We start from the raw sequence: 17,170 nt of genomic DNA on the forward strand, positions 1-17,170 counted from the left end.
TCCGACGGAAGGTAAGAATCATGAGTAGACGCACCACCGGGCTGGCCATCGAGGCCGACGGGTTGACCCGCTCGTTCGGGGACACCCGGGCGCTGGCCGGGATCGACCTACAGGTGCCCGCCGGCACCGTCTACGGCCTGCTCGGGCCGAACGGGGCCGGCAAGACCACTGCGGTCCGGGTGCTCGCCACGTTGCTGCGCCCCGACGGCGGCTCGGCCCGGGTCTTCGGCCACGACGTCGTCACCGAGGCCGACAAGGTCCGCTCCCGGGTCAGCCTCACCGGCCAGTACGCCTCGGTCGACGAGGACCTGACCGGCACGGAGAACCTGGTGCTCCTCGCCCGGCTGCTCGGCCTGCGCAAGCCGGCCGCCCGGGACCGCGCGGCGGCCCTGCTGGCCGCGTTCGGTCTGACTGAGGCGGGCGACCGCCAGGTGAAGAAGTACTCGGGTGGGATGCGGCGGCGCATCGACATCGCCGCCAGCATCCTCAACACACCCGACCTGCTGTTCCTCGACGAGCCGACGACCGGTCTCGACCCGCGCAGCCGCAACCAGGTGTGGGAGATCGTCCGGGCTGTCGTGTCGCACGGCACGACGGTGCTGCTGACCACGCAGTACCTCGACGAGGCCGACCAGCTCGCCGGGCGGATCGCGGTCGTCGACCACGGCCGGGTGATCGCGGAGGGCACCCCGGGTGAGTTGAAGTCGTCGGTCGGCTCAGGCACTGTCCACCTGCGACTGCGCGATCCGGGTCAGCGGCCCGAGGCGGAGAAGGTGCTCCGCGAGGCGCTCGACGTGCCGGTGCAGCTCGCCGCCGACCCGGTCGCGTTGACCGCCCGGGTCGGTGAGGCCGGCACCGACCTCGACGCCAGCGCCCAGGCCGCTCGCGCACTCGGCGACCTGGCCCGTGCCGGCATCGCGGTGGACAACTTCTCCCTCGGCCAGCCGAGCCTGGACGAGGTCTTCCTGGCCCTGACCGATCACCCCGCCGTGCCGGCCGACGAACGCGACGACGAGCTGGAGGCAGCCCGATGAGCGACACCACGACGACCACCACCGAACGGGCCCCGTCCGTCTACGTCCCGTCCGCCGAGGCACTGGCGACCGTGCTCGCGCCCAATGCCCGACCGCCCCGGCCCAGCGCGCTGAGCGCGTCACTCACCTTCGGCTGGCGCGCCATGCTGAAGATCAAGCATGTGCCGGAGCAACTCTTCGACGTGACCGCGTTCCCGATCATCATGGTGCTGATGTTCACGTACCTGTTCGGTGGTGCCCTCGCCGGCAGCCCGCGCGAATACCTGCAGTTCTTCCTGCCCGGCATCATGGTGACCAGCGTCGTGATGATCACCATGTACACCGGTATCGGCCTCAACACCGACATCGAGAAGGGGATCTTCGACCGGTTCCGGACGCTGCCCGTCTGGCGTCCGTCCGCCCTGGTCGGCATGATCTTCGGCGACGTGCTGCGCTACATCCTCGCCGCGCTGGTGATCCTGGGCCTGGGGCTGGCGCTCGGGTTCCGGCCCGCTGGTGGGGTCGTTGGCGTGGCCGTCGGGATCGGGCTGCTGGTGGTCTTCTCGTTCGCGTTCTCCTGGGTGTGGACGTTCTTCGGGCTGATCCTGCGCAGCGAGAAGTCGGTGATGGGCGTCAGCATGATGGTGCTGTTCCCGCTGACGTTCCTGAGCAACGTCTTCGTCGACCCGAGCACCATGCCCGGCTGGCTCCAGGCGTTCGTGAAGGTCAACCCGGTGACGCAGCTGGTCGCGGCGATCCGTGGGGCGATGAGCGGCGAGTCGGACGCGTCGGCCACCATGTGGCTGCTGGTGTGGAGCGCCGGGTTCCTGGTCGTCTTCGGCACCCTGACCATGTACAGGTACAACCGCCGCTGAGCCTGCCTCGACCTGACCGACGGGTGCCGCCACGGCTGTGGTGGCACCCGTCGGCTGTCGTGTGGGCGCTCGGGTGAACGCTGTCGGTCACACGGCCGCCGGCACCTCAGCTCGGATGGTGCCCCGCAGGCGGGTGGCGTCCTGGCTGGGAGGCGCGCCGAACTGGCGACGATATTCGCGGCTGAACTGCGACGGGCTCTCGTAGCCGACTCGGATGCCCACCCCGGTGACGTCGTTGGGGTGCGTGGCGAGCAGGAGCCGCGCCTCCTGCAATCGGATCTGCTTCTGGAACTGGATCGGACTCATCGCGGTCACTGCCTGGAAGTTGCGATAGAACGCCGACACGCTCATTCCGGTCAGCCGCGCCAGATCCTCCACCCGGAACGGCTGCGCATAGTGGTCGCGGATCCACCTGACCGCCCGGGCGATGTGACTGAGGCTGCTGTCGGCCAGACCGAGCTGGCGTACGGCCGCGGCCTGCTCCCCGGTGAGCAGCCGCCACAGGATCTCCCGCTTGATCAGGGGTGCGAGAACCGTGACGTCCCGGGGCCGATCCAGCAGCCGAAGCAGTCGGATCACCGCGTCGCCGAGCTCGTCGGGAGCGTCGCTGACCACCATCCCCGACGGCGTCGGCCCGGCCAGGGGCGGGAGGTCGCCCGGCGCCGCCTGCAGCAGCAACTCCGCGACCATGGCCGGGTGTAGCACCAGCCCGAAACCCAGAGCCGGCGCGTCGGCGCTCGCCTGGGTGAAGTGGCCGGTGACCGGCAGGTCGACCGACGCGACAAGGTACTGGCCGGCCCGGTACTCGTACACGCGGTCGCCCAGCGCCATCTGTTTGGCGCCTTGAGCGATGAGTGCCAGCACGGTGCCCGACATCGACGTGGTCGGTGCCGTCTGCTGGTCGACCTTCGAGATCAGCACCCCCTCGATGGCGGTGCTCATGTCCGGTCGGGCATGCCGGGCCAGCAGCGCCCGCAGCTCGTCGAGGTCCACAACCCGATTGTGACACAGGACCGATCCTCGCGAAAAAGAGAGGATCAGGCAAGCGCGAGCGAGCATCCTTCTAACGTTGCCGCAGGTAGATGCGATTTCATAGGAGTGTCAGTTTCCCGAAGAACACAGCACAGCTCAACGATTAGGAGCCTCAACGATGTCTGTCCACCACGGGTTCCAGGCCACCATGACCGCTCAGCCGGGCAAGGCGGACGAGCTGATCCAGTTGTTGCTGGACGCACCGTCCCTGCCGCACGACGACTGCGTTGTCTTCCTCGTGGCCCGCTCGGCGTCCGACCGCGACGTCGTCCACGTCATCGAAGGCTGGACCAGCGCCGAGGCGCACAGCGCGTTCTTCGCCGGCGAGCAGGCGCAGGCCCTCGTCGCGAAGCTTCAGCCGCTGCTGGCCGGCGACTCGACGTACACCGACGCGGTACCGGTCGGCGGCAAGGCGACCTTCTGAAGCAGCGACCGCACCGATCACCCCTACCCGTGTCATCGAAAGGATCCTGATGAACCTCCCCCGGCCGTGCATCGACCCCGAGTTGCTCGTCCCCCTGGCTGAACTGCCGCCGATGCCGCCCCTCGGCCCCGAGGTGATCGAGCAGCTGCGCCACTTTCCCCAAGCGTCGATCGACAGCCACCTGGAAGGCCGTGCGGTCGAGCGGCGTGAGGTCGCCGTTCCCGCCGATGACGGAACGCCGATCCCGCTGTCCATCCTCAGCCCCACCGATCGTGCCGCCGGCGCGCCCTGCGTCTACTGGATCCACGGCGGCGGAATGATGTGGGGCGACCGCTTCTCGAGCATTGACGTCCCGCTGGAATGGCTCGACCGGTTCGGCCTCGTCGTGATCACGGTGGATTACCGGCTGGCCCCGGAGGCAACCGGTACGACCCTGGTCGACGACTGTTACCGGGGCCTGCTCTGGGTGGCCGAGAACGCCGTGGACCTCGGCATCGACCCGGCCCGCATCATCGTGGCCGGTACCAGCGCCGGAGGTGGCCTGGCGGCAGGAGTCACGCTCATGGCTCGCGACCGCAACACCCCGACCATCGCCGCACAGTTGCTGTCGTGCCCCATGCTCGACCACCGCAACGACACCATCTCCAGCCGTCAGTTCAGCGGCCTGGACGGCGTGTGGACCCGGGAGATGAACGAGTTCGGGTGGCGCAACGTCCTCGGCGAGCACACCGACCAGAACGTCTCCGAGTATGTCTCACCCGCGCTGGCGGACGACCTGTCCGGTCTGCCCACCACCTACATCGACGCCGGGACCGCCGAGGTCTTTCGCGACGAGGACGTCAGCTACGCGACCCGGATCTGGGCCGCCGGTGGCCAGGCCGAGTTGCACATGTGGGCCGGCGGCTTCCACGGATTCTCGGCGCTGTTTCCCGAGGTCCGCGTGTCGGCCGCGGCACGACGCGCCCAGAGCGACTGGCTCGCCCGGGTCCTGGACCCCAGCCCCGATCTCAAGGAATGAGCCGGACCCGTGGCCGGCGCTGACCAGCCGGCGCGCCGGCCATGGGTTCAGAGCCGCCAGCGCAGCGGCTCGGGCGGCAGATAGCGGCAGGTGCTGCCGGTCGAGACGGATTCGCGCAGGTGGCCGGCGAGGGCCGGGTGCCGCCCGTCGAGCTTGCGCAGCGTGTCCCGGATCCGCGCGGTCACCGTCTTGCGGGCCCGCTCGGCCTCGTCGCCCAGGCGGCGGCTCCGACCGGCCAGCCCCGCTGCCGCGCGCAACTCGTCGAGCAACGCACCCCGCTCCGCGTCCAGCGCGGCCACCTTCCGGTCGTCGTCGCGCGCGGCGGCGCGGTCGATCTCCTCGTCGAGGCGGGCCAGGTGCCGCCGGTAGCGGGCCTTCGCCTCGTCGTCGAGGACCGGGTCGGCACCCAGTTGCCGGGCCGCGACCAACTCCGGCCCGGCTGCCGGGTCGAGCAACTCCACCGCCGGGACGTCGCTGCCCGGTCGACTGATCAGCAGATGCAGGTCGTGCAGCCCCTTGGCGTCGGGCAGGTGCACCACGACCCCCGCGTACGCGAGCTGCCAGACCGGCCCGTCGCGCCGAAACTCGTACCCCTCGATCGCTGGCGCGACAGCGGTGGCCTGACCGGACGTTGGAGCCTGGCCTGGCCCGGCGATGGCCGGCCCGACACCCTGGCCCGGCGCGGCAAGCTGGCTCGACGCGGCAAGCTGGCCTGGCCCGGCGGCTGCGGCCGGGGTGACAGCCTCGCCCGGCGCGGCGGTCTGGTGTGCGGTGGCGGTCTGCTCGGCCGCGTCGGTGGGGGCCGGTTCGGCGATCCGGTGCAGCACCTGCGTCATGCCGAGAGCGGTCGCCTCCTGTGCGGTGGTCGCATGCAGCCCGGCCACTGTCGCGGCGTCGCCCGGGTGGCCTCGGCCGGCCAGTGCGTTCAGCAGGCCGGCGCGGGCGAGAACCGACCAGGACCGGGAGCCCAGCCGGTCGGCGGAGTCACGGGCGGCGGTGAAGCCGGCGATGGCGTCGTCCCAGCGTTCTTGGGCGCAGTCGATCAGCGCCAACCAGTGGTCGACGGGGCCGCTGATGTCGCAGCCGAAGAGCCCCACCATCCATTCACCACGGTGCGGGGCGAGTGCGGCACGCGCGGTGTCGCAGCGCATCGGGTCGGCGGACGCGGCGGCGACCTGCGCACGCAACCGTAGCCAGAGCGGCGACACCGGGCGTGGGTACCGGATGGCTGCGGCCTCGATGCCGGCGGTCATCCGGATCGCCGTCTCGTCGTCACCACGCTCGGCGGCGGTGATCGCCCGCAGCAACTCCTGGTATGGGTAGTCGATCGGGGCCAGCCCGTCCAGCAGGGTCTCGGCTTCGGCGAACCGGCCCTGGAGCAGCAGCCGCGACCAGCGCAGGTGATGGCCCATGAACCCGAACTCGGCGTGGCTCGGGTCTGCGATGTCGATGATGTCGCCGAACCGCTTGTCGGCCTCGGCGAAGTCCCCTCGGAAGGCCGCGATGATCCCGCTGTCGACGGCTGCGGCCATCCGGTGTCGGGTGAGGTCGCCCTCCCGGTCCGCCCCGACGAAGGTGGCGAACTCCTCGTTGAAGCGGGGATCGCCCAGCTCCAGCAGCGCCACCCAACGGAGCGAGGTGGCCCACAGTTCGGTCTCCCGGTCTCCCGTGCGGCGGGCCACATCGCGGATCTCGGCGGTCAGCGCGGCGCGGGCCTTCGCGGTGCCCAGACCCCAGGTGGTGTCGTGGCGGGCCCAGAGGCTGAAGGTGAGCGCCTCGTCGTCCTGCCCTCGACGGGCGATCGTCTCGGTGGCGGTGATCAGGTCGGCGACCAGCGTGCCGACCGACGCGTCGGCGGCCGGTTCGCCGATCAACCGCCGGTACGCCTCGCGGACCAGGTCGGCCGCCTCGGCCGAGTGGGAGATCTCCACCTGCCGGGCGCGGTTCACGATGAGGGCGACTCGGGCCAGCAGCACCGGATCGTCGAGTGTGCGGGCCAGCGCCCCCGCCTCGGTGAGCAGTCGGGTGGCCTCGTCCCGGCAGGCGTGATGGTATTGCGCCTCACCGAACTCGATGAGGACCCGTACTCGCTGCACCGGGTCTTCGACCACCTCCAACGCCCGACGGAAGTGCACCGCCGCCTCGTCGGTGGCCAGCCGGGTGAACGCGTCGCGCCCGGCGGCGACCAGCAACGTGGCCACCCGGGCCCGGTCGAGTGCGGGGCCGGCCAGATAGGCGTGGCGGGCCAGGTCGGCGGGGACCAACTGATCGCTGAGTTCCCGCAGGTGGTCGACCGCCCGAACGACCGCGCCGTGCCGTGCCTGCCGATCGTCGTCGGACAACCCGTCGTAGAGGGTCTCGCGAACCAGGTCGTGGGCGAAGGCGAACCGGCCGCCGCCGCGGGCGACCATCAGCCGAGCCGTCACCGCCCGGTCGAGCAACCGGTCGACCTGCGCCACCGGGGCCGCCAGGCAGGCCGCCAGGACCTGACGGTGCAGTTCGCGACCGAGCACGGCGGCGACGGTGAGCGCCTCGGCCACGGCCGGGGGCAGTTGGGCCAGGCGGCGGCGCACCGCCTCCCGTACGCCGGGGGCGATGGTGTCGGCCGCGTCGTCGGCGTGCCACAACCGCGCGGTCTGCTCGATGAAGAACGGGTTACCGCCGGTGCGGCGGTGCACTTCGTCGACGAGGCCGGCGTCGGGTTGCCGCCCGGCGGTCCGTGCCATCAACGCGGCCACCTCGTCTCGGGCCAGACCGGTGAGGGTGATGCTGGTGGCCTTCGCGACCAGCGGCATCAGCAGCGAGCGCAGCGGATGCTCCCCCGACTCGACCTCGGCATCACGGTAGGTGCCGATCAGCAGTAGCCGCTCGAACCAGGTGTGCTGGGCGGCGAAACTCAGCAGCCGCAGTGAGGCCGGGTCGGCCCAGTGCAGGTCGTCGAGGACCACCACGACCGGCCGGTGCTGGGAGACCGCGACCAGCGCGGCGGTCACCGCGTCGAACAGCGCGAACGCCTCCCGGTCGGCGGCCTCCCCGCCGGTGTCGATGCCGGCCCAACTGACGGCGCGGCCAGCCTGCTCGTCACTGGTGTCGGCCTCGCCGAGCAGGGCCGCGAGGGCCGGCTCCGCGGACTGCCGCGCCACTGCCCAGTCGTCGGCGGAGCGTCGCAGGCCGCGCAGCACCTGGACCCACGGCCAGTAGCCGGGAGCGCTGTCGGAATCCCAGCAGGCGGCGCCGAGCACCAGCGCGCCACGCTGCCGGGCCTCCCGGGCCGCGGCCGTGACGAGGGTCGTCTTGCCGATGCCCGGCTCGCCGGTGACCAGGACGAGACCGCCGTGGCTGGTCGTCGCCCGGTCCATCTCGGCGCGCAGCAGACCCACGGGGTGGTCCCGCCCGATGATCGCGTCGCCGCGCCGCGCGTCCATGGTTTCCAGACGGTACTGGAACCGTCCGACACTGGGCGTCGAGATTTGACAGTGCCATGGCTAGCGGTTATCTATTAGCGGTCGATTCGGGGGGTGCGCCGGGGTGCAGGACGTGGTGCTGGCCATGCTGGCCAAGGAGCCGGCGCACGGGTACGAGCTGCGCGGCCGGATGCGGAATGCGCTCGGCCCGCTCGGCGAGGCGATGAACGCGGGGCAGGTCTACGTGACGCTGGCCCGGTTGGCGAAGGCCGGTCTGGTGACCTCCGAGCGGGCCGACGGCCTGCCGGACCGACCCGACCGGCGGGTCTACGCGTTGACCCCGGCCGGACAGCAGCGGGTCGCCGGCTGGCTGACCGAGGTGAGCTGGCCGAAGCCGGACCTCACCGAGTTCCACCTGAAGCTGGTGGCCGCCGCGGCTGCCCGGTTGGCCGACCCGGTGGCACTGGTGGACGCGCAACGGCGTGAGGTGCTGCGCCGGCTGCGCGACGCGCAACGCGCGGCGTTGGAGCGGTCGGTGGACCCGGTTGCCGGGTTGCTGTTGGAGGGCGTCGTGTTGCGGTTGCGGGCTGATCTGGAGTGGCTGGAGGCGTGCGAGCGGATGTGGTCCGAGCGGGGTCGAGCGGGACGGAAGGCGGGGGCATGACCGGGTCGATGGCGGTGCAGGCGCGCGGGCTGAGCAGATGGTACGGCTGGGACAACGCGCTGGTCCGCGCGGTCGACGAGGTCGACCTGGACGTGCCGGTCGGCCAGACGTTGGCGATCATGGGGCCGAGTGGCTGCGGCAAGTCCACCCTGTTGCACCTGCTGGGCGGGCTGCAACGGCCCACCGGGGGCGAGGTGTGGCTGGCCGACCGTCGGATCGACACGATGAGCGAACGCGCCCTCGCCCGGCTGCGGCGCGACACCATCGGCCTGGTCTTCCAGTCATTCCATCTCATGGACGAACTCACCGCGGTGGAGAACGTCGAGATGGCCGCCCTGCTGGCCGGCTGGTCGCCGGGTCGCGCTCGGCGGCGCGCCCTGCACCTGCTCGATCAGGTCGGGCTGGCCGACCGTGCCACGCACCTGCCCTCGGCACTCTCCGGTGGCCAGCGCCAACGTGTCGCCATCGCCCGCGCGTTGAGCAACGAGCCGCAGGTCGTTCTCGCCGACGAACCAACCGGCAATCTGGACAGCGCCGCCACCCTGGAGGTGCTGCGACTGTTCGAGGAGCTGCGCAACACGGGACAGACCCTTGTGGTGGTCACGCACGACGCCCGCATCGCCGCGGTGGCCGACCGGGTGATCTCCATGCGGGACGGGGCATTCGCCGACGACAGCTTCCTCAGCGACACCGTCCACGGCGGGGTGCGCTGATCCGAGGCCTACGTCGGGCCCTGGTCGCCGCACGCCACCCGGTAGCGGACAGCCTCCAGGCGGCGGCCTGACCAGGGCCGGCGGCCGGTGCTCGCATGGCACGAAGCTCCTTTGGAGCTGATGTCGTAGACGAGTCGGCCCCATCGCTCCCTATGCTTCCCTATTCGGGTAGTGTAGGGAGCGATGACGGAAGAAATGTACTCAGTCGAGCAGGTGGCCGACCGGCTCGGGCTGCACGTGCGCACCGTGCGGGGTTACATCCGCTCGGGCCGGCTGCGGGCGGTGCGGATCGGCAAGCAGTACCGGATCACCGCCGGTGACCTGGACGCGCTCACCGGTCAGGCTCCGGCCACCACCCGCGTCAGCGGGCACGCGGAGGTGTCGAGCATCGTGCAGGTCGACGGCGTCGACCGGGCCGCCGCCGACCGGCTCGGCACGCTCGTGCTCGCCAGCGCCAACACCGGCCACGACCAGGCTCACCCGCTGCGGGTGCAGACCGTGCACGACGAGCAACGCCACCGCATGAAGATCATCATTCTGGGTGACCCGGCCGCCACCGCCGAGTTGCTGCACCTGCTCGACGCCGTGCTCAACGCCGACAACGGCCTGCTCGACCGGGAGGTCCCCGATGCCTGACGAGATCCAGGAACGCGCCGGAGTGCCCGTGCTGGTCTGCGACCCGGCCGGCCCGCCGGTGGCCACCGAGCAGGACGCGCTGGACCTGGTCGGCGCGGCGTTCCTCGGCGCCCAGGTGGTCGCCGTGCCCGCCAACCGGCTCGACCAACGCTTCTTCTCGTTGGGCACCCGCTTCGCCGGCGACGTGATGCAGAAGTTCGTCAACTACCGGGTGCGGCTGGCCGTCGTCGGTGACATCTCGGCCCAGCTCGCGGAGAGCTCCGCGTTGCGGGCCCTGGTGCACGAGTCCAACCAGGGCGGGCAGATCTGGTTCGTTCCCGACCTCGACGCCCTCGACGCCCGCCTACGCGCCGCCCGATGACCACCTCACTGGTCGGGTGCGACCGCCATCTCGACCGCGTCCGGCTCCACTCCCCTGAGCCGAGCCTGCTCGGCCGCCCAGCGCAGATAGGCCAGCCACTCCCCGGATGCCCACCCGTTGCGCCGGCCGACACCCGCCTCGGGCGGGAGATGGCCGGCCACGACCCGGTCGAGGATCAGGGGCTGCACACCGCCCACCCCACGCCGGTAGCCGGCGAAGTAGAGGACCTTCGTGAACAGGCCCGGCCCCAACCACGGCAGACGAGCGTGGTCGGGGTCGCCGAGGCGGCGGTACGCCGTACCCAGCGCGTCCTCGTCGGGTGCTGGCGTGGCCACCTCCTCCAGCGCGTACGCCAGGCGCTTGCCGTCCGGGTCGCCGTCGAGTGACCTGGCGGCGCGCCACGGGCCGTACCCGATGGGTCCGTAGGCCCAGACCAGCACGGCGGTCAACAGTTGCCGGGGGCTCACGGAGCCGGCCCGGTACGCGTCGGCGACCGCGAAGACGTCGCGCCGCCAGAGCTTCCCGCTCGCTGGCAGGGAGTCGGGCCACGCGCCCGGCGGTAGCCCGGCCCGCCAGCGGTCGATGTGCACAGTGACCGGGGTTCGCTCGCCCGGTAACACCACACCTTCCGTCGCCTGCATGGCCGCCTCCCTCAGATCGCGCGCTCGCGGAACTCCGTGGTTCGGACGCTATGGCCGGCCGCTTCCGCCTGCCGCCCGCCGACGGCAAATCGCGGTATCGACTACAGGGGCGCCTGTCTTCCGGGCAGCCAGCATCCGGCGGGATCGTGAACGTCGCACGGTTGACCTACGGTGCTCCCGTGCTTCCCCGAAACGTGAAAATCATCGATCAGGTCCGCGCCGAGGCGCTGCGCCGCGACATCCCTACCGCCGACGTGGAGCGCTGGCTGGGGCTCGCCCGCCCGTCTGCGCTCCTGACACAGCAGGGTGACGGGCCGGTCGTGGGCGCCATCCGTGGGCCGGTGATGCTCCCGGCCGACGCCGAGGACCCCAGGTTTCCCTTGATCGCCACCATCGACTGCGCTGCTCTCCCGGCAGACGTGACCGACCTTCCGCTACCGGCCGACGGCCAACTGCTGTTGTTCGGCTGGCCCGAAGAAGACGGCTACGGCGAGGTGATGTACGTGCCGGCGGGCGTCGCCGTCGATGAGCGAGAACAGTATCCGCCGGGCTTCTCCCCGGACGACGAGGAGTGTGCCGAGGTCTACGCGAAGATTCCCCAGGGCGATCTGCACCTCACCGTCGACATCTCGCTTCCCTACGTCAAGACGATCCCGGGGCCCCCGTGGTCTCCGCCGCTGCCGGGAGATCCTCCGTTCGAAGAGATGACCGAGGTGTGGCAGAAAGTCCTGCGCGACGTGCCGGACGGCATGTTCTCCCATCGAGGCTGGAGGACGCCGCTGCTGTTGGGCGGCTACGGCACTGACTGCAACGGCTTCAACCCCGCCTGGTTGGGCGCCAACCCCTCGGGTTGGTCGGGCAACGACGGGCCGGTGCGCGGTGGTGGGCCGCCCGACCATGGTGACTGGGTTCTGCTGGCCGAGTTCCACGGCGGCAGACCAGGCGGCGCGACCATCCACTGGGTGATCCAGCGTGCCGACCTGAAGGATCGACGCTTCGACCAGGCCAGGGTCCTCGTCTACTGGAATCCGTGAGTCCGCTCGCTCCCCGGACCTTCGACCGGGCCGATCCCCGCCAGACCGGTATTGGAGCTGACGGGGGCTCAGGACTAGCCACACGGTGACCGGGTACGCGCGATCCATGGGTAGCCACAAGCAGAACAAACACGACAGCGGCGGCGAATCGGCGCGAGGCCGGCGGCATCCGGGCAGCGGCGCTCCGGGCCGCCAGGGCTCGACCGTGGAGCACTCGCCCGACCAACGGCACCGCCGTACCGCGACCGGCCCGGCCGGCACCGAACGCGACCTGGGCCGGGCCAAGGTCTCGGGCGACGGGCGGATCCAGCGCCAAGGCGGCTCCTGAGCCGACCGCTCAGCCGGTGTGGCCGCCCCCGCAGCGCCGGGGCGGCCACACGTAACGCTCGTTGCTATGCCGTGGCGCAGATGGCGTACGCCGTGTCGGACCAGTTGCCGGCGAACGCGTCCTCCTCGTAGGCACCGGACGCGACCGATGTCGGCGCGGTGGCGGGGCCGCCGTTGGGACGGAAGTCGTCCACGATGCCCTCGCCGGTCACCCCGTTCAGTTCGTAGCCGGCACCGGTCAGCACCTTCCCGACCGGGCAGGTCGCCGTGACGCTGCGGAAGTCGAGTGAGTTGCTGGCCCCCACCGTGGACGCCCGCACCAGGCCCGCGAGCGGGTTGGCGCAGATGGCGTACGCGGTCACCGACCAGTTCAGGGCCGTCGCGTCCGACTCGTACGCGCCGACGGTGACCGCGGTCGGTGCCACGGCGACGCCACCGTTGGGGCGGAAGTCGTCGACGGCACCCTCACCGGTGACGCCGTTCAACTCGTAACCGGTGCCGGTCAGCACCTTGCCGGCCGGGCAGGTCGCCGTGGTGGAGTGGTAGTCGGTCGAGTTGCTCGCGCCGACGGTGGAGACGCGCACCAGGCCGGGCACCGGGTTGGCGCAGATCGCGTACGCCGTCACCGACCAGTTCCCCGCGAACGCCTCCGTCTCGTACGCGCCGACGGTGACGGCCGTCGGGGCGGTGGCCGGGCCGCCGTTGGGGCGCAGGTCGTCGACGACGCCTTCACCGGTGACGCCGTTCAGTTCGTAGCCGGTGCCGGTGAGCACCTTGCCGGCCGGGCAGGTCGCCGTCGCGCTGTGGAAGTCGGCCGAGTCGCTGACGCTGGTCGCGGCGACCCGCACCAGGCCGGGGACCGCGGCGGACGCCGGGCTCGCCGGGGCGAGCACCGCCCCGGCCGCGACGAGACCGAGCACGAGTACGAACGCTCGGGTTTGATTCTTGGTACGCATATGTATCTCCCGTCCGAGGCCCGAGCGGCGGGTGTCATGACGCCAGGGCCGTTTCTGATGACGGGTTGACGGTAGGTAGTTGTCTGACCAGGCATTATCCGCAAACCGACTACGTCGTGTAACGGACCAGTGGTGCACGATCCAGTCCACATATTGATTGCTGGCTATCGAATTCCACTTTTCGGCCCTAGCATTCGGACCATGCATGCTCGCCGTGTCGCCGCCGCCGTCGCCCTCGCCGCGCTGGCGAGCCTGCTCGCCGTCAACGCCGCGAGCGCGGACGGCCCGGCCATCAGCACCCCCGGCAACCCAGTGGTGGTGGTCAACGAGCCACACCAGCTCACGCTCACGTGGGCACCCTCCACCTGGATCGGCGATCCGGCCGCCGAGCAGCCGATCAACTACGAGGTGCAGGCAGTGCTGGGCCCCAACACGTACCGCCTGCTCGGCACCACCCTCGACACCACGATCACGCTGACCGACCTGGCACCCGGCACGCCGTACTGGATCGCGGTTGCCGCCCGTGCGCTCGGCGGTTATTCCGACAGGTCTACCGGCATCACCGTGCGCACCGCGGCGGGACGTGCGACGGTCAGCTACCTCAACCTGGACTGGTCCCCGACGAACAACCAGATCCAGCACCTCCTGAAGGTCACCAACACCGGCACCCAGCCGCTCGACCTGAGCGCGGTACAGGTGCGCTACCACCTGCGCTTCGAGGGCGCCAACACCTCGCTGGTGCCGAACTGCGACTGGGCCGCACTGGGCTGCGACCGGATCCGGCAAACCGTGCAGTTCTTGGTTCCACCACCGGGCGGGCCCTCCGTGTTGACGACGCCCGCGCCGGGCAATCCGATCCCCGGGACCACCGTCCCCGGCTGGGTTGAGCTGACCTTCACCGGCGGGGTGCTCGCGCCGGGCCAGTCGACCGGGCCGATCCAGCTACGGCACCACCGGCCCAGTTGGAGCGACTTCGAAGAACGCGACGACCCGAGCTGGCTCGCCGCCACCGGCCAGTGGACCGAGAACGCGCGGATCACGCTGGACGTCGACGGGGTACGCGAGTTCGGCGACACGTACGCCTGACCGCGCGCTCGGACGGCCGGTGCGAGCCGGCTCGGTGGGTGCTCAAGGGACCGTGTCGGAGTAGACCTCGACGTCGTAGAGCAACTGCACGTCACGGCGGCCGTTCGTGATGCCGACGAAGATCGGGTCGCCGGCCGGGGTGTGGCCCCGACGCCACGCCTGTTCCCGAGCGGCTTCCCGCGACTCGTGATGGATCTTGCCCTCTTGATGCAGTTGCAGGACGCGGCGGGACGTGCTCCGGTCGCTGTCGAGGTGGACTCGCAGGAGAGGCATGGGGTTTCCTCCTTGCCGACCGTCAAGGCCAACCATCTTCCGTTCGACTAGCTTACCGACGTTAAGTTTCCTGTCCACTGGTCTAGAATTTGCTCCCATGAGCTCACCGCCCGTATGGCTACGTACGGAGCCCTCGCGCGCACGACGCAAACCGCCGCTCACCCTCGAACGCATTGTGGACACAGCGGTGACCCTGCTGGACGAGCACAGCATCGAAGGGCTGACGATGCGCAACCTCGCCCAACAACTCGACGTGACGGCGACGGCGTTGTACTGGCACGTGCGGACGAAGGACGACGTCCTGGACCTGGCCGTCGACCGGATCTTCGGCTACGTGCCGATCCCGGCCGTGGGCGACGACTGGCTGGAGGACATCCGCGTCCTCGTCCGAGGCTGGCGCGCCGCCATGCTGGGCCACCCCTGGGCACCGAGGCTGATCGGACGCCCGATGCTCGGACCCAACGTCCTAGCCCGTACCGAGTTCCTGCAATCGGCGCTGGTGCGCGGCGGCTGCTCCGGACTCCAGCTAGCGGTGGCAACGCGAATGCTGGCCAATTACGTCATCGGCGCTGCGCTCACCGAAGCCACGTGGCACCAGACCGCGGGCCCCGACGCGAGAGCCGCAGCCCGCGCCCATGTCGCCGCGAACGCCAGCGCCTATCCAACTCTCGACGCCTCCGGCCATCTCGACGGTGCCCAATGGGACGACGACCTGCTGTTTGAGGAGGGCCTCAACGGCATTCTCCGAACCGCAACGCTGGAATGACCGGTGCCACTCGCGCACGCTACTGGGCTGGCGTGATGCGGCAACAGGTGCCGTATCCGTTCGGGCTGCGGTAGACAGCCATTACCGGGCGAAGCTCTCGGCCACGTGGATGCTGGCGGCGGGGATGCCGAGGCAGCGCAGCCGTGACCGCGCACCGGCCAGCATCGGCGGCGGCCCGCAGAGGTAGATGTACTGGCCCGGCTGGTGATGATCGAGGGCGATGGTCAGGGCGTCGCCCCGCTCGGCCGGCTCCGCGCACGGGTCGTCGGAGAAGGCCGGCACGATCGTCAGCCAGTCGTGGGCGCACTGCAGCTTGTCGAGGGCGATCGAGTCGTACAGGTCGGTGAAGGTGCGCGCGCCGACGACGAGCGTCACCCGTCGGCCGTCCGGTGCGGCGGCGACCTGCTCGACCAGGGCGCGCAGGGGTGCCAGCCCGGTGCCACCGGCGACGAGCAGCAGATCATCGGTACGCCCGGAGTCGAGGCGCAGGCCGGTTTCGCCGGGTGGGCCGAGCCAGAGCAGCTCACCGGGGCGTACCCGATGGACCAGGTGGTGGGAGACGCTGCCGCCGGGTACGGCGCGGACGTGCAGCTCGACGGTGCCGTCCGCGCGTGGGGCGTTGGCCGGTGAGAGCCAACGCCAGTGCCCGGGCAGGCGCGGCGTGCAGACCGGCACGGCCTGACCTGGCAGGAAGGGCAGCCGCCGCCAGGGACGTACCGTCACGGTGGCGATGTCGGGCGACGGCCGATCATGGCCGATCACCTGGACGTGCCACCAGGCCGGGCCGTCGCCGGCCTGCGCCACGGCGCGGCGGATGGCGCGCGTGGCGCGGCACATCGCGCGCTCGGCGGCGATGGCGAGCTGCGGCGTCCACAGTGGGCGGGCGTGGCGGGCAACGGTGGCGAGCAGTGCGTCGCCGATAGTGGTGGCGTGCGGGAGCAGGTCGAAGTGACGGTACGCGCGGCCGAGCACCATGAGCAGCGCCGCCCGGTTCACCGGGTCGTCACCGCCGACCAGGAGGCGGCCCAGCGCGGTGAAGAACAGCGGCGCGTCGCGGTGTCGGAGCAGCCCGGGTCGGCGGTCTTCGAGGGTGCACCAGAAGTCGCCGGCCGCTCGGTCGTCAACCGAAGCCCAGGCGGCGGTCAGGGTGGGCATGCCGGCTCCCAGAGGTACGGAGGGAGCCCTCGGGCCCCTTGTCAACAGGTGGAGTGGCGCCGGGGCGGGCGGGGACGAGGCTGCGCCGATGGGGGTCGGCGCAGCCCCGGGGACACCAGCACCCGCCCCGGGCCATGCGTCGACCCTCGCGGTTGACCAGGCAATACGGCATGTCGTGGTGATCGTCGGCGGTATGCGCCATCGGTATGCGCCCGACTACGCCTCGGCCGAGTCGGGCAGACTGCGGGCATGACGGAACGCCCGGTGCTGTATCTGGTCGCCTGCGCCGCCGGTCCGGCGGAACACATCCACGAGCTGGTCGATCTGCTCATCGCCGACGGGTGGCGAGTGTGCATGATCGTCAGCCCGACCGCCGCGCCATGGCTCGACCGGGAGGCGTTGCAGGACAAAACCGGTTATCTGGTACGCGTGGAGTGGCGCATGCCCGGCGACCCCGAGCCCCACCCGCCGGCGGATGTGGTGGTGGCCGCCCCGCTCACGTTCAACACGGTGACGAAGTGGGCGTTGGGCATCAACGACACGTTGGCGCTCGGCGTCCTCAACGAGTCACTGGGCGCGGGCTTGCCGATCATCGCCTTTCCGCACACCAAGGCGGAGTTGGCGGCGCATCCGGCCTACGCGGGTCACCTGGCGGTCTTGCGCGCTGCCGGCGTGGTCGTCGCGGACGGGAAGCCGCTGAACTCGGAGAACGGGCCGGAGCGTTGGGACGTGGTCATCGAGGCGCTGCGGGCGGCGCGACCATCCTGATTAGTTGTAGTCCATTCGCTTATC

Annotated in this window: 19 protein-coding genes; 13 read left to right on the forward strand and 6 right to left on the reverse strand. The window is 70.9% G+C overall.

Translation table 11 applies throughout. The features are described from left to right. The first annotated feature begins 20 nt into the window (after positions 1 to 20). Both ABGB10_RS06885 and ABGB10_RS06890 read left to right on the forward strand, forming a co-directional pair. On the forward strand, positions 21 to 1,034 hold the full coding sequence (locus ABGB10_RS06885; protein ID WP_347660001.1) for an ATP-binding cassette domain-containing protein: 1,014 nt from the start codon (positions 21 to 23) through the stop codon (positions 1,032 to 1,034). Beyond that, on the forward strand, positions 1,031 to 1,888 hold the full coding sequence (locus ABGB10_RS06890; protein WP_347660002.1) for an ABC transporter permease: 858 nt from the start codon (positions 1,031 to 1,033) through the stop codon (positions 1,886 to 1,888). Before ABGB10_RS06885 ends, ABGB10_RS06890 begins: the two co-directional genes overlap by 4 nt. An 87-nt stretch (positions 1,889 to 1,975) precedes the next feature. Here ABGB10_RS06890 and ABGB10_RS06895 read toward each other — a convergent pair whose 3' ends face one another. Further along, the gene (locus ABGB10_RS06895) at positions 1,976 to 2,881 is read right to left on the reverse strand and encodes an AraC family transcriptional regulator (protein ID WP_347660003.1); all 906 of its coding nucleotides are present in this window, start codon (positions 2,879 to 2,881) and stop codon (positions 1,976 to 1,978) included. 157 nt (positions 2,882 to 3,038) lie between these two features. On the opposite strand from ABGB10_RS06895, the gene ABGB10_RS06900 reads away from it, so the two are divergent. Together ABGB10_RS06900 and ABGB10_RS06905 are read left to right on the forward strand one after the other, a co-directional pair. Beyond that, entirely contained in the window at positions 3,039 to 3,344 is a 306-nt protein-coding gene (locus ABGB10_RS06900; RefSeq protein WP_347660004.1) for an antibiotic biosynthesis monooxygenase, read from the forward strand. Positions 3,345 to 3,393: 49 nt separating this feature from the next. Further along, positions 3,394 to 4,362 (forward strand): alpha/beta hydrolase, encoded by a 969-nt coding sequence (locus ABGB10_RS06905; RefSeq protein ID WP_347660005.1) that lies wholly within the window; start codon positions 3,394 to 3,396, stop codon positions 4,360 to 4,362. A gap of 47 nt (positions 4,363 to 4,409) precedes the next feature. Here ABGB10_RS06905 and ABGB10_RS06910 read toward each other — a convergent pair whose 3' ends face one another. Further along, positions 4,410 to 7,787, reverse strand: coding sequence for an AAA family ATPase (locus ABGB10_RS06910; RefSeq protein WP_347660006.1), 3,378 nt, complete (start codon positions 7,785 to 7,787; stop codon positions 4,410 to 4,412). A gap of 103 nt (positions 7,788 to 7,890) precedes the next feature. On the opposite strand from ABGB10_RS06910, the gene ABGB10_RS06915 reads away from it, so the two are divergent. The 4 genes from ABGB10_RS06915 (at position 7,891) to ABGB10_RS06930 (ending at position 10,140) form a co-directional block, all read left to right on the forward strand. After that, positions 7,891 to 8,430 carry a PadR family transcriptional regulator gene (locus ABGB10_RS06915; protein WP_347660007.1) on the forward strand — a complete coding sequence of 180 codons (540 nt, stop codon included), beginning with the start codon at positions 7,891 to 7,893 and terminating at the stop codon, positions 8,428 to 8,430. After that, positions 8,427 to 9,143, forward strand: a complete 717-nt coding sequence (locus ABGB10_RS06920) for an ABC transporter ATP-binding protein (protein ID WP_347660008.1) — start codon at positions 8,427 to 8,429, stop codon at positions 9,141 to 9,143. The genes ABGB10_RS06915 and ABGB10_RS06920 overlap by 4 nt, the downstream gene beginning before the upstream one ends. 183 nt (positions 9,144 to 9,326) lie before the next feature. Beyond that, the gene (locus ABGB10_RS06925) at positions 9,327 to 9,779 is read left to right on the forward strand and encodes a helix-turn-helix domain-containing protein (RefSeq protein WP_347660009.1); all 453 of its coding nucleotides are present in this window, start codon (positions 9,327 to 9,329) and stop codon (positions 9,777 to 9,779) included. Then, the gene (locus ABGB10_RS06930; RefSeq protein WP_347660010.1) at positions 9,772 to 10,140 is read left to right on the forward strand and encodes a DUF4180 domain-containing protein; all 369 of its coding nucleotides are present in this window, start codon (positions 9,772 to 9,774) and stop codon (positions 10,138 to 10,140) included. Before ABGB10_RS06925 ends, ABGB10_RS06930 begins: the two co-directional genes overlap by 8 nt. Positions 10,141 to 10,145: 5 nt before the next feature. Here the strand turns inward: ABGB10_RS06930 and ABGB10_RS06935 are convergent, their stop codons facing one another. After that, entirely contained in the window at positions 10,146 to 10,781 is a 636-nt protein-coding gene (locus ABGB10_RS06935) for a hypothetical protein (RefSeq protein WP_347660011.1), read from the reverse strand. A 50-nt stretch (positions 10,782 to 10,831) separates the two neighbouring features. On the opposite strand from ABGB10_RS06935, the gene ABGB10_RS06940 reads away from it, so the two are divergent. Further along, positions 10,832 to 11,815: a hypothetical protein gene (locus ABGB10_RS06940; protein WP_347660012.1), complete on the forward strand. Its 984-nt coding sequence runs from the start codon at positions 10,832 to 10,834 to the stop codon at positions 11,813 to 11,815. Positions 11,816 to 11,921: 106 nt separating this feature from the next. Beyond that, positions 11,922 to 12,143: a hypothetical protein gene (locus ABGB10_RS06945; RefSeq protein WP_347660013.1), complete on the forward strand. Its 222-nt coding sequence runs from the start codon at positions 11,922 to 11,924 to the stop codon at positions 12,141 to 12,143. 64 nt (positions 12,144 to 12,207) lie between these two features. On the opposite strand, the gene ABGB10_RS06950 is transcribed toward ABGB10_RS06945, so the two are convergent. Continuing rightward, positions 12,208 to 13,098 carry a hypothetical protein gene (locus tag ABGB10_RS06950; RefSeq protein WP_347660014.1) on the reverse strand — a complete coding sequence of 297 codons (891 nt, stop codon included), beginning with the start codon at positions 13,096 to 13,098 and terminating at the stop codon, positions 12,208 to 12,210. Positions 13,099 to 13,299: 201 nt separating this feature from the next. Here ABGB10_RS06950 and ABGB10_RS06955 point away from each other — a divergent pair, with 201 nt between their 5' ends. Beyond that, positions 13,300 to 14,184 carry a cellulose binding domain-containing protein gene (locus ABGB10_RS06955; RefSeq protein ID WP_347660015.1) on the forward strand — a complete coding sequence of 295 codons (885 nt, stop codon included), beginning with the start codon at positions 13,300 to 13,302 and terminating at the stop codon, positions 14,182 to 14,184. Positions 14,185 to 14,226: 42 nt separating this feature from the next. Here ABGB10_RS06955 and ABGB10_RS06960 read toward each other — a convergent pair whose 3' ends face one another. Further along, positions 14,227 to 14,457: a hypothetical protein gene (locus ABGB10_RS06960; protein ID WP_282262309.1), complete on the reverse strand. Its 231-nt coding sequence runs from the start codon at positions 14,455 to 14,457 to the stop codon at positions 14,227 to 14,229. Positions 14,458 to 14,554: 97 nt separating this feature from the next. Here ABGB10_RS06960 and ABGB10_RS06965 point away from each other — a divergent pair, with 97 nt between their 5' ends. Then, positions 14,555 to 15,223, forward strand: coding sequence for a TetR/AcrR family transcriptional regulator C-terminal domain-containing protein (locus ABGB10_RS06965; protein WP_347660016.1), 669 nt, complete (start codon positions 14,555 to 14,557; stop codon positions 15,221 to 15,223). Between the two features lie 81 nt (positions 15,224 to 15,304). Here the strand turns inward: ABGB10_RS06965 and ABGB10_RS06970 are convergent, their stop codons facing one another. Beyond that, positions 15,305 to 16,378: an FAD-binding oxidoreductase gene (locus ABGB10_RS06970; RefSeq protein ID WP_347660017.1), complete on the reverse strand. Its 1,074-nt coding sequence runs from the start codon at positions 16,376 to 16,378 to the stop codon at positions 15,305 to 15,307. 249 nt (positions 16,379 to 16,627) lie between these two features. On the opposite strand from ABGB10_RS06970, the gene ABGB10_RS06975 reads away from it, so the two are divergent. Next, positions 16,628 to 17,146, forward strand: coding sequence for a flavoprotein (locus ABGB10_RS06975; RefSeq protein WP_347660018.1), 519 nt, complete (start codon positions 16,628 to 16,630; stop codon positions 17,144 to 17,146). The last annotated feature ends 24 nt before the right edge of the window (positions 17,147 to 17,170 follow it).

This window comes from Micromonospora sp. B9E7 (assembly GCF_039871815.1).
GTDB lineage: Bacteria > Actinomycetota > Actinomycetes > Mycobacteriales > Micromonosporaceae > Micromonospora.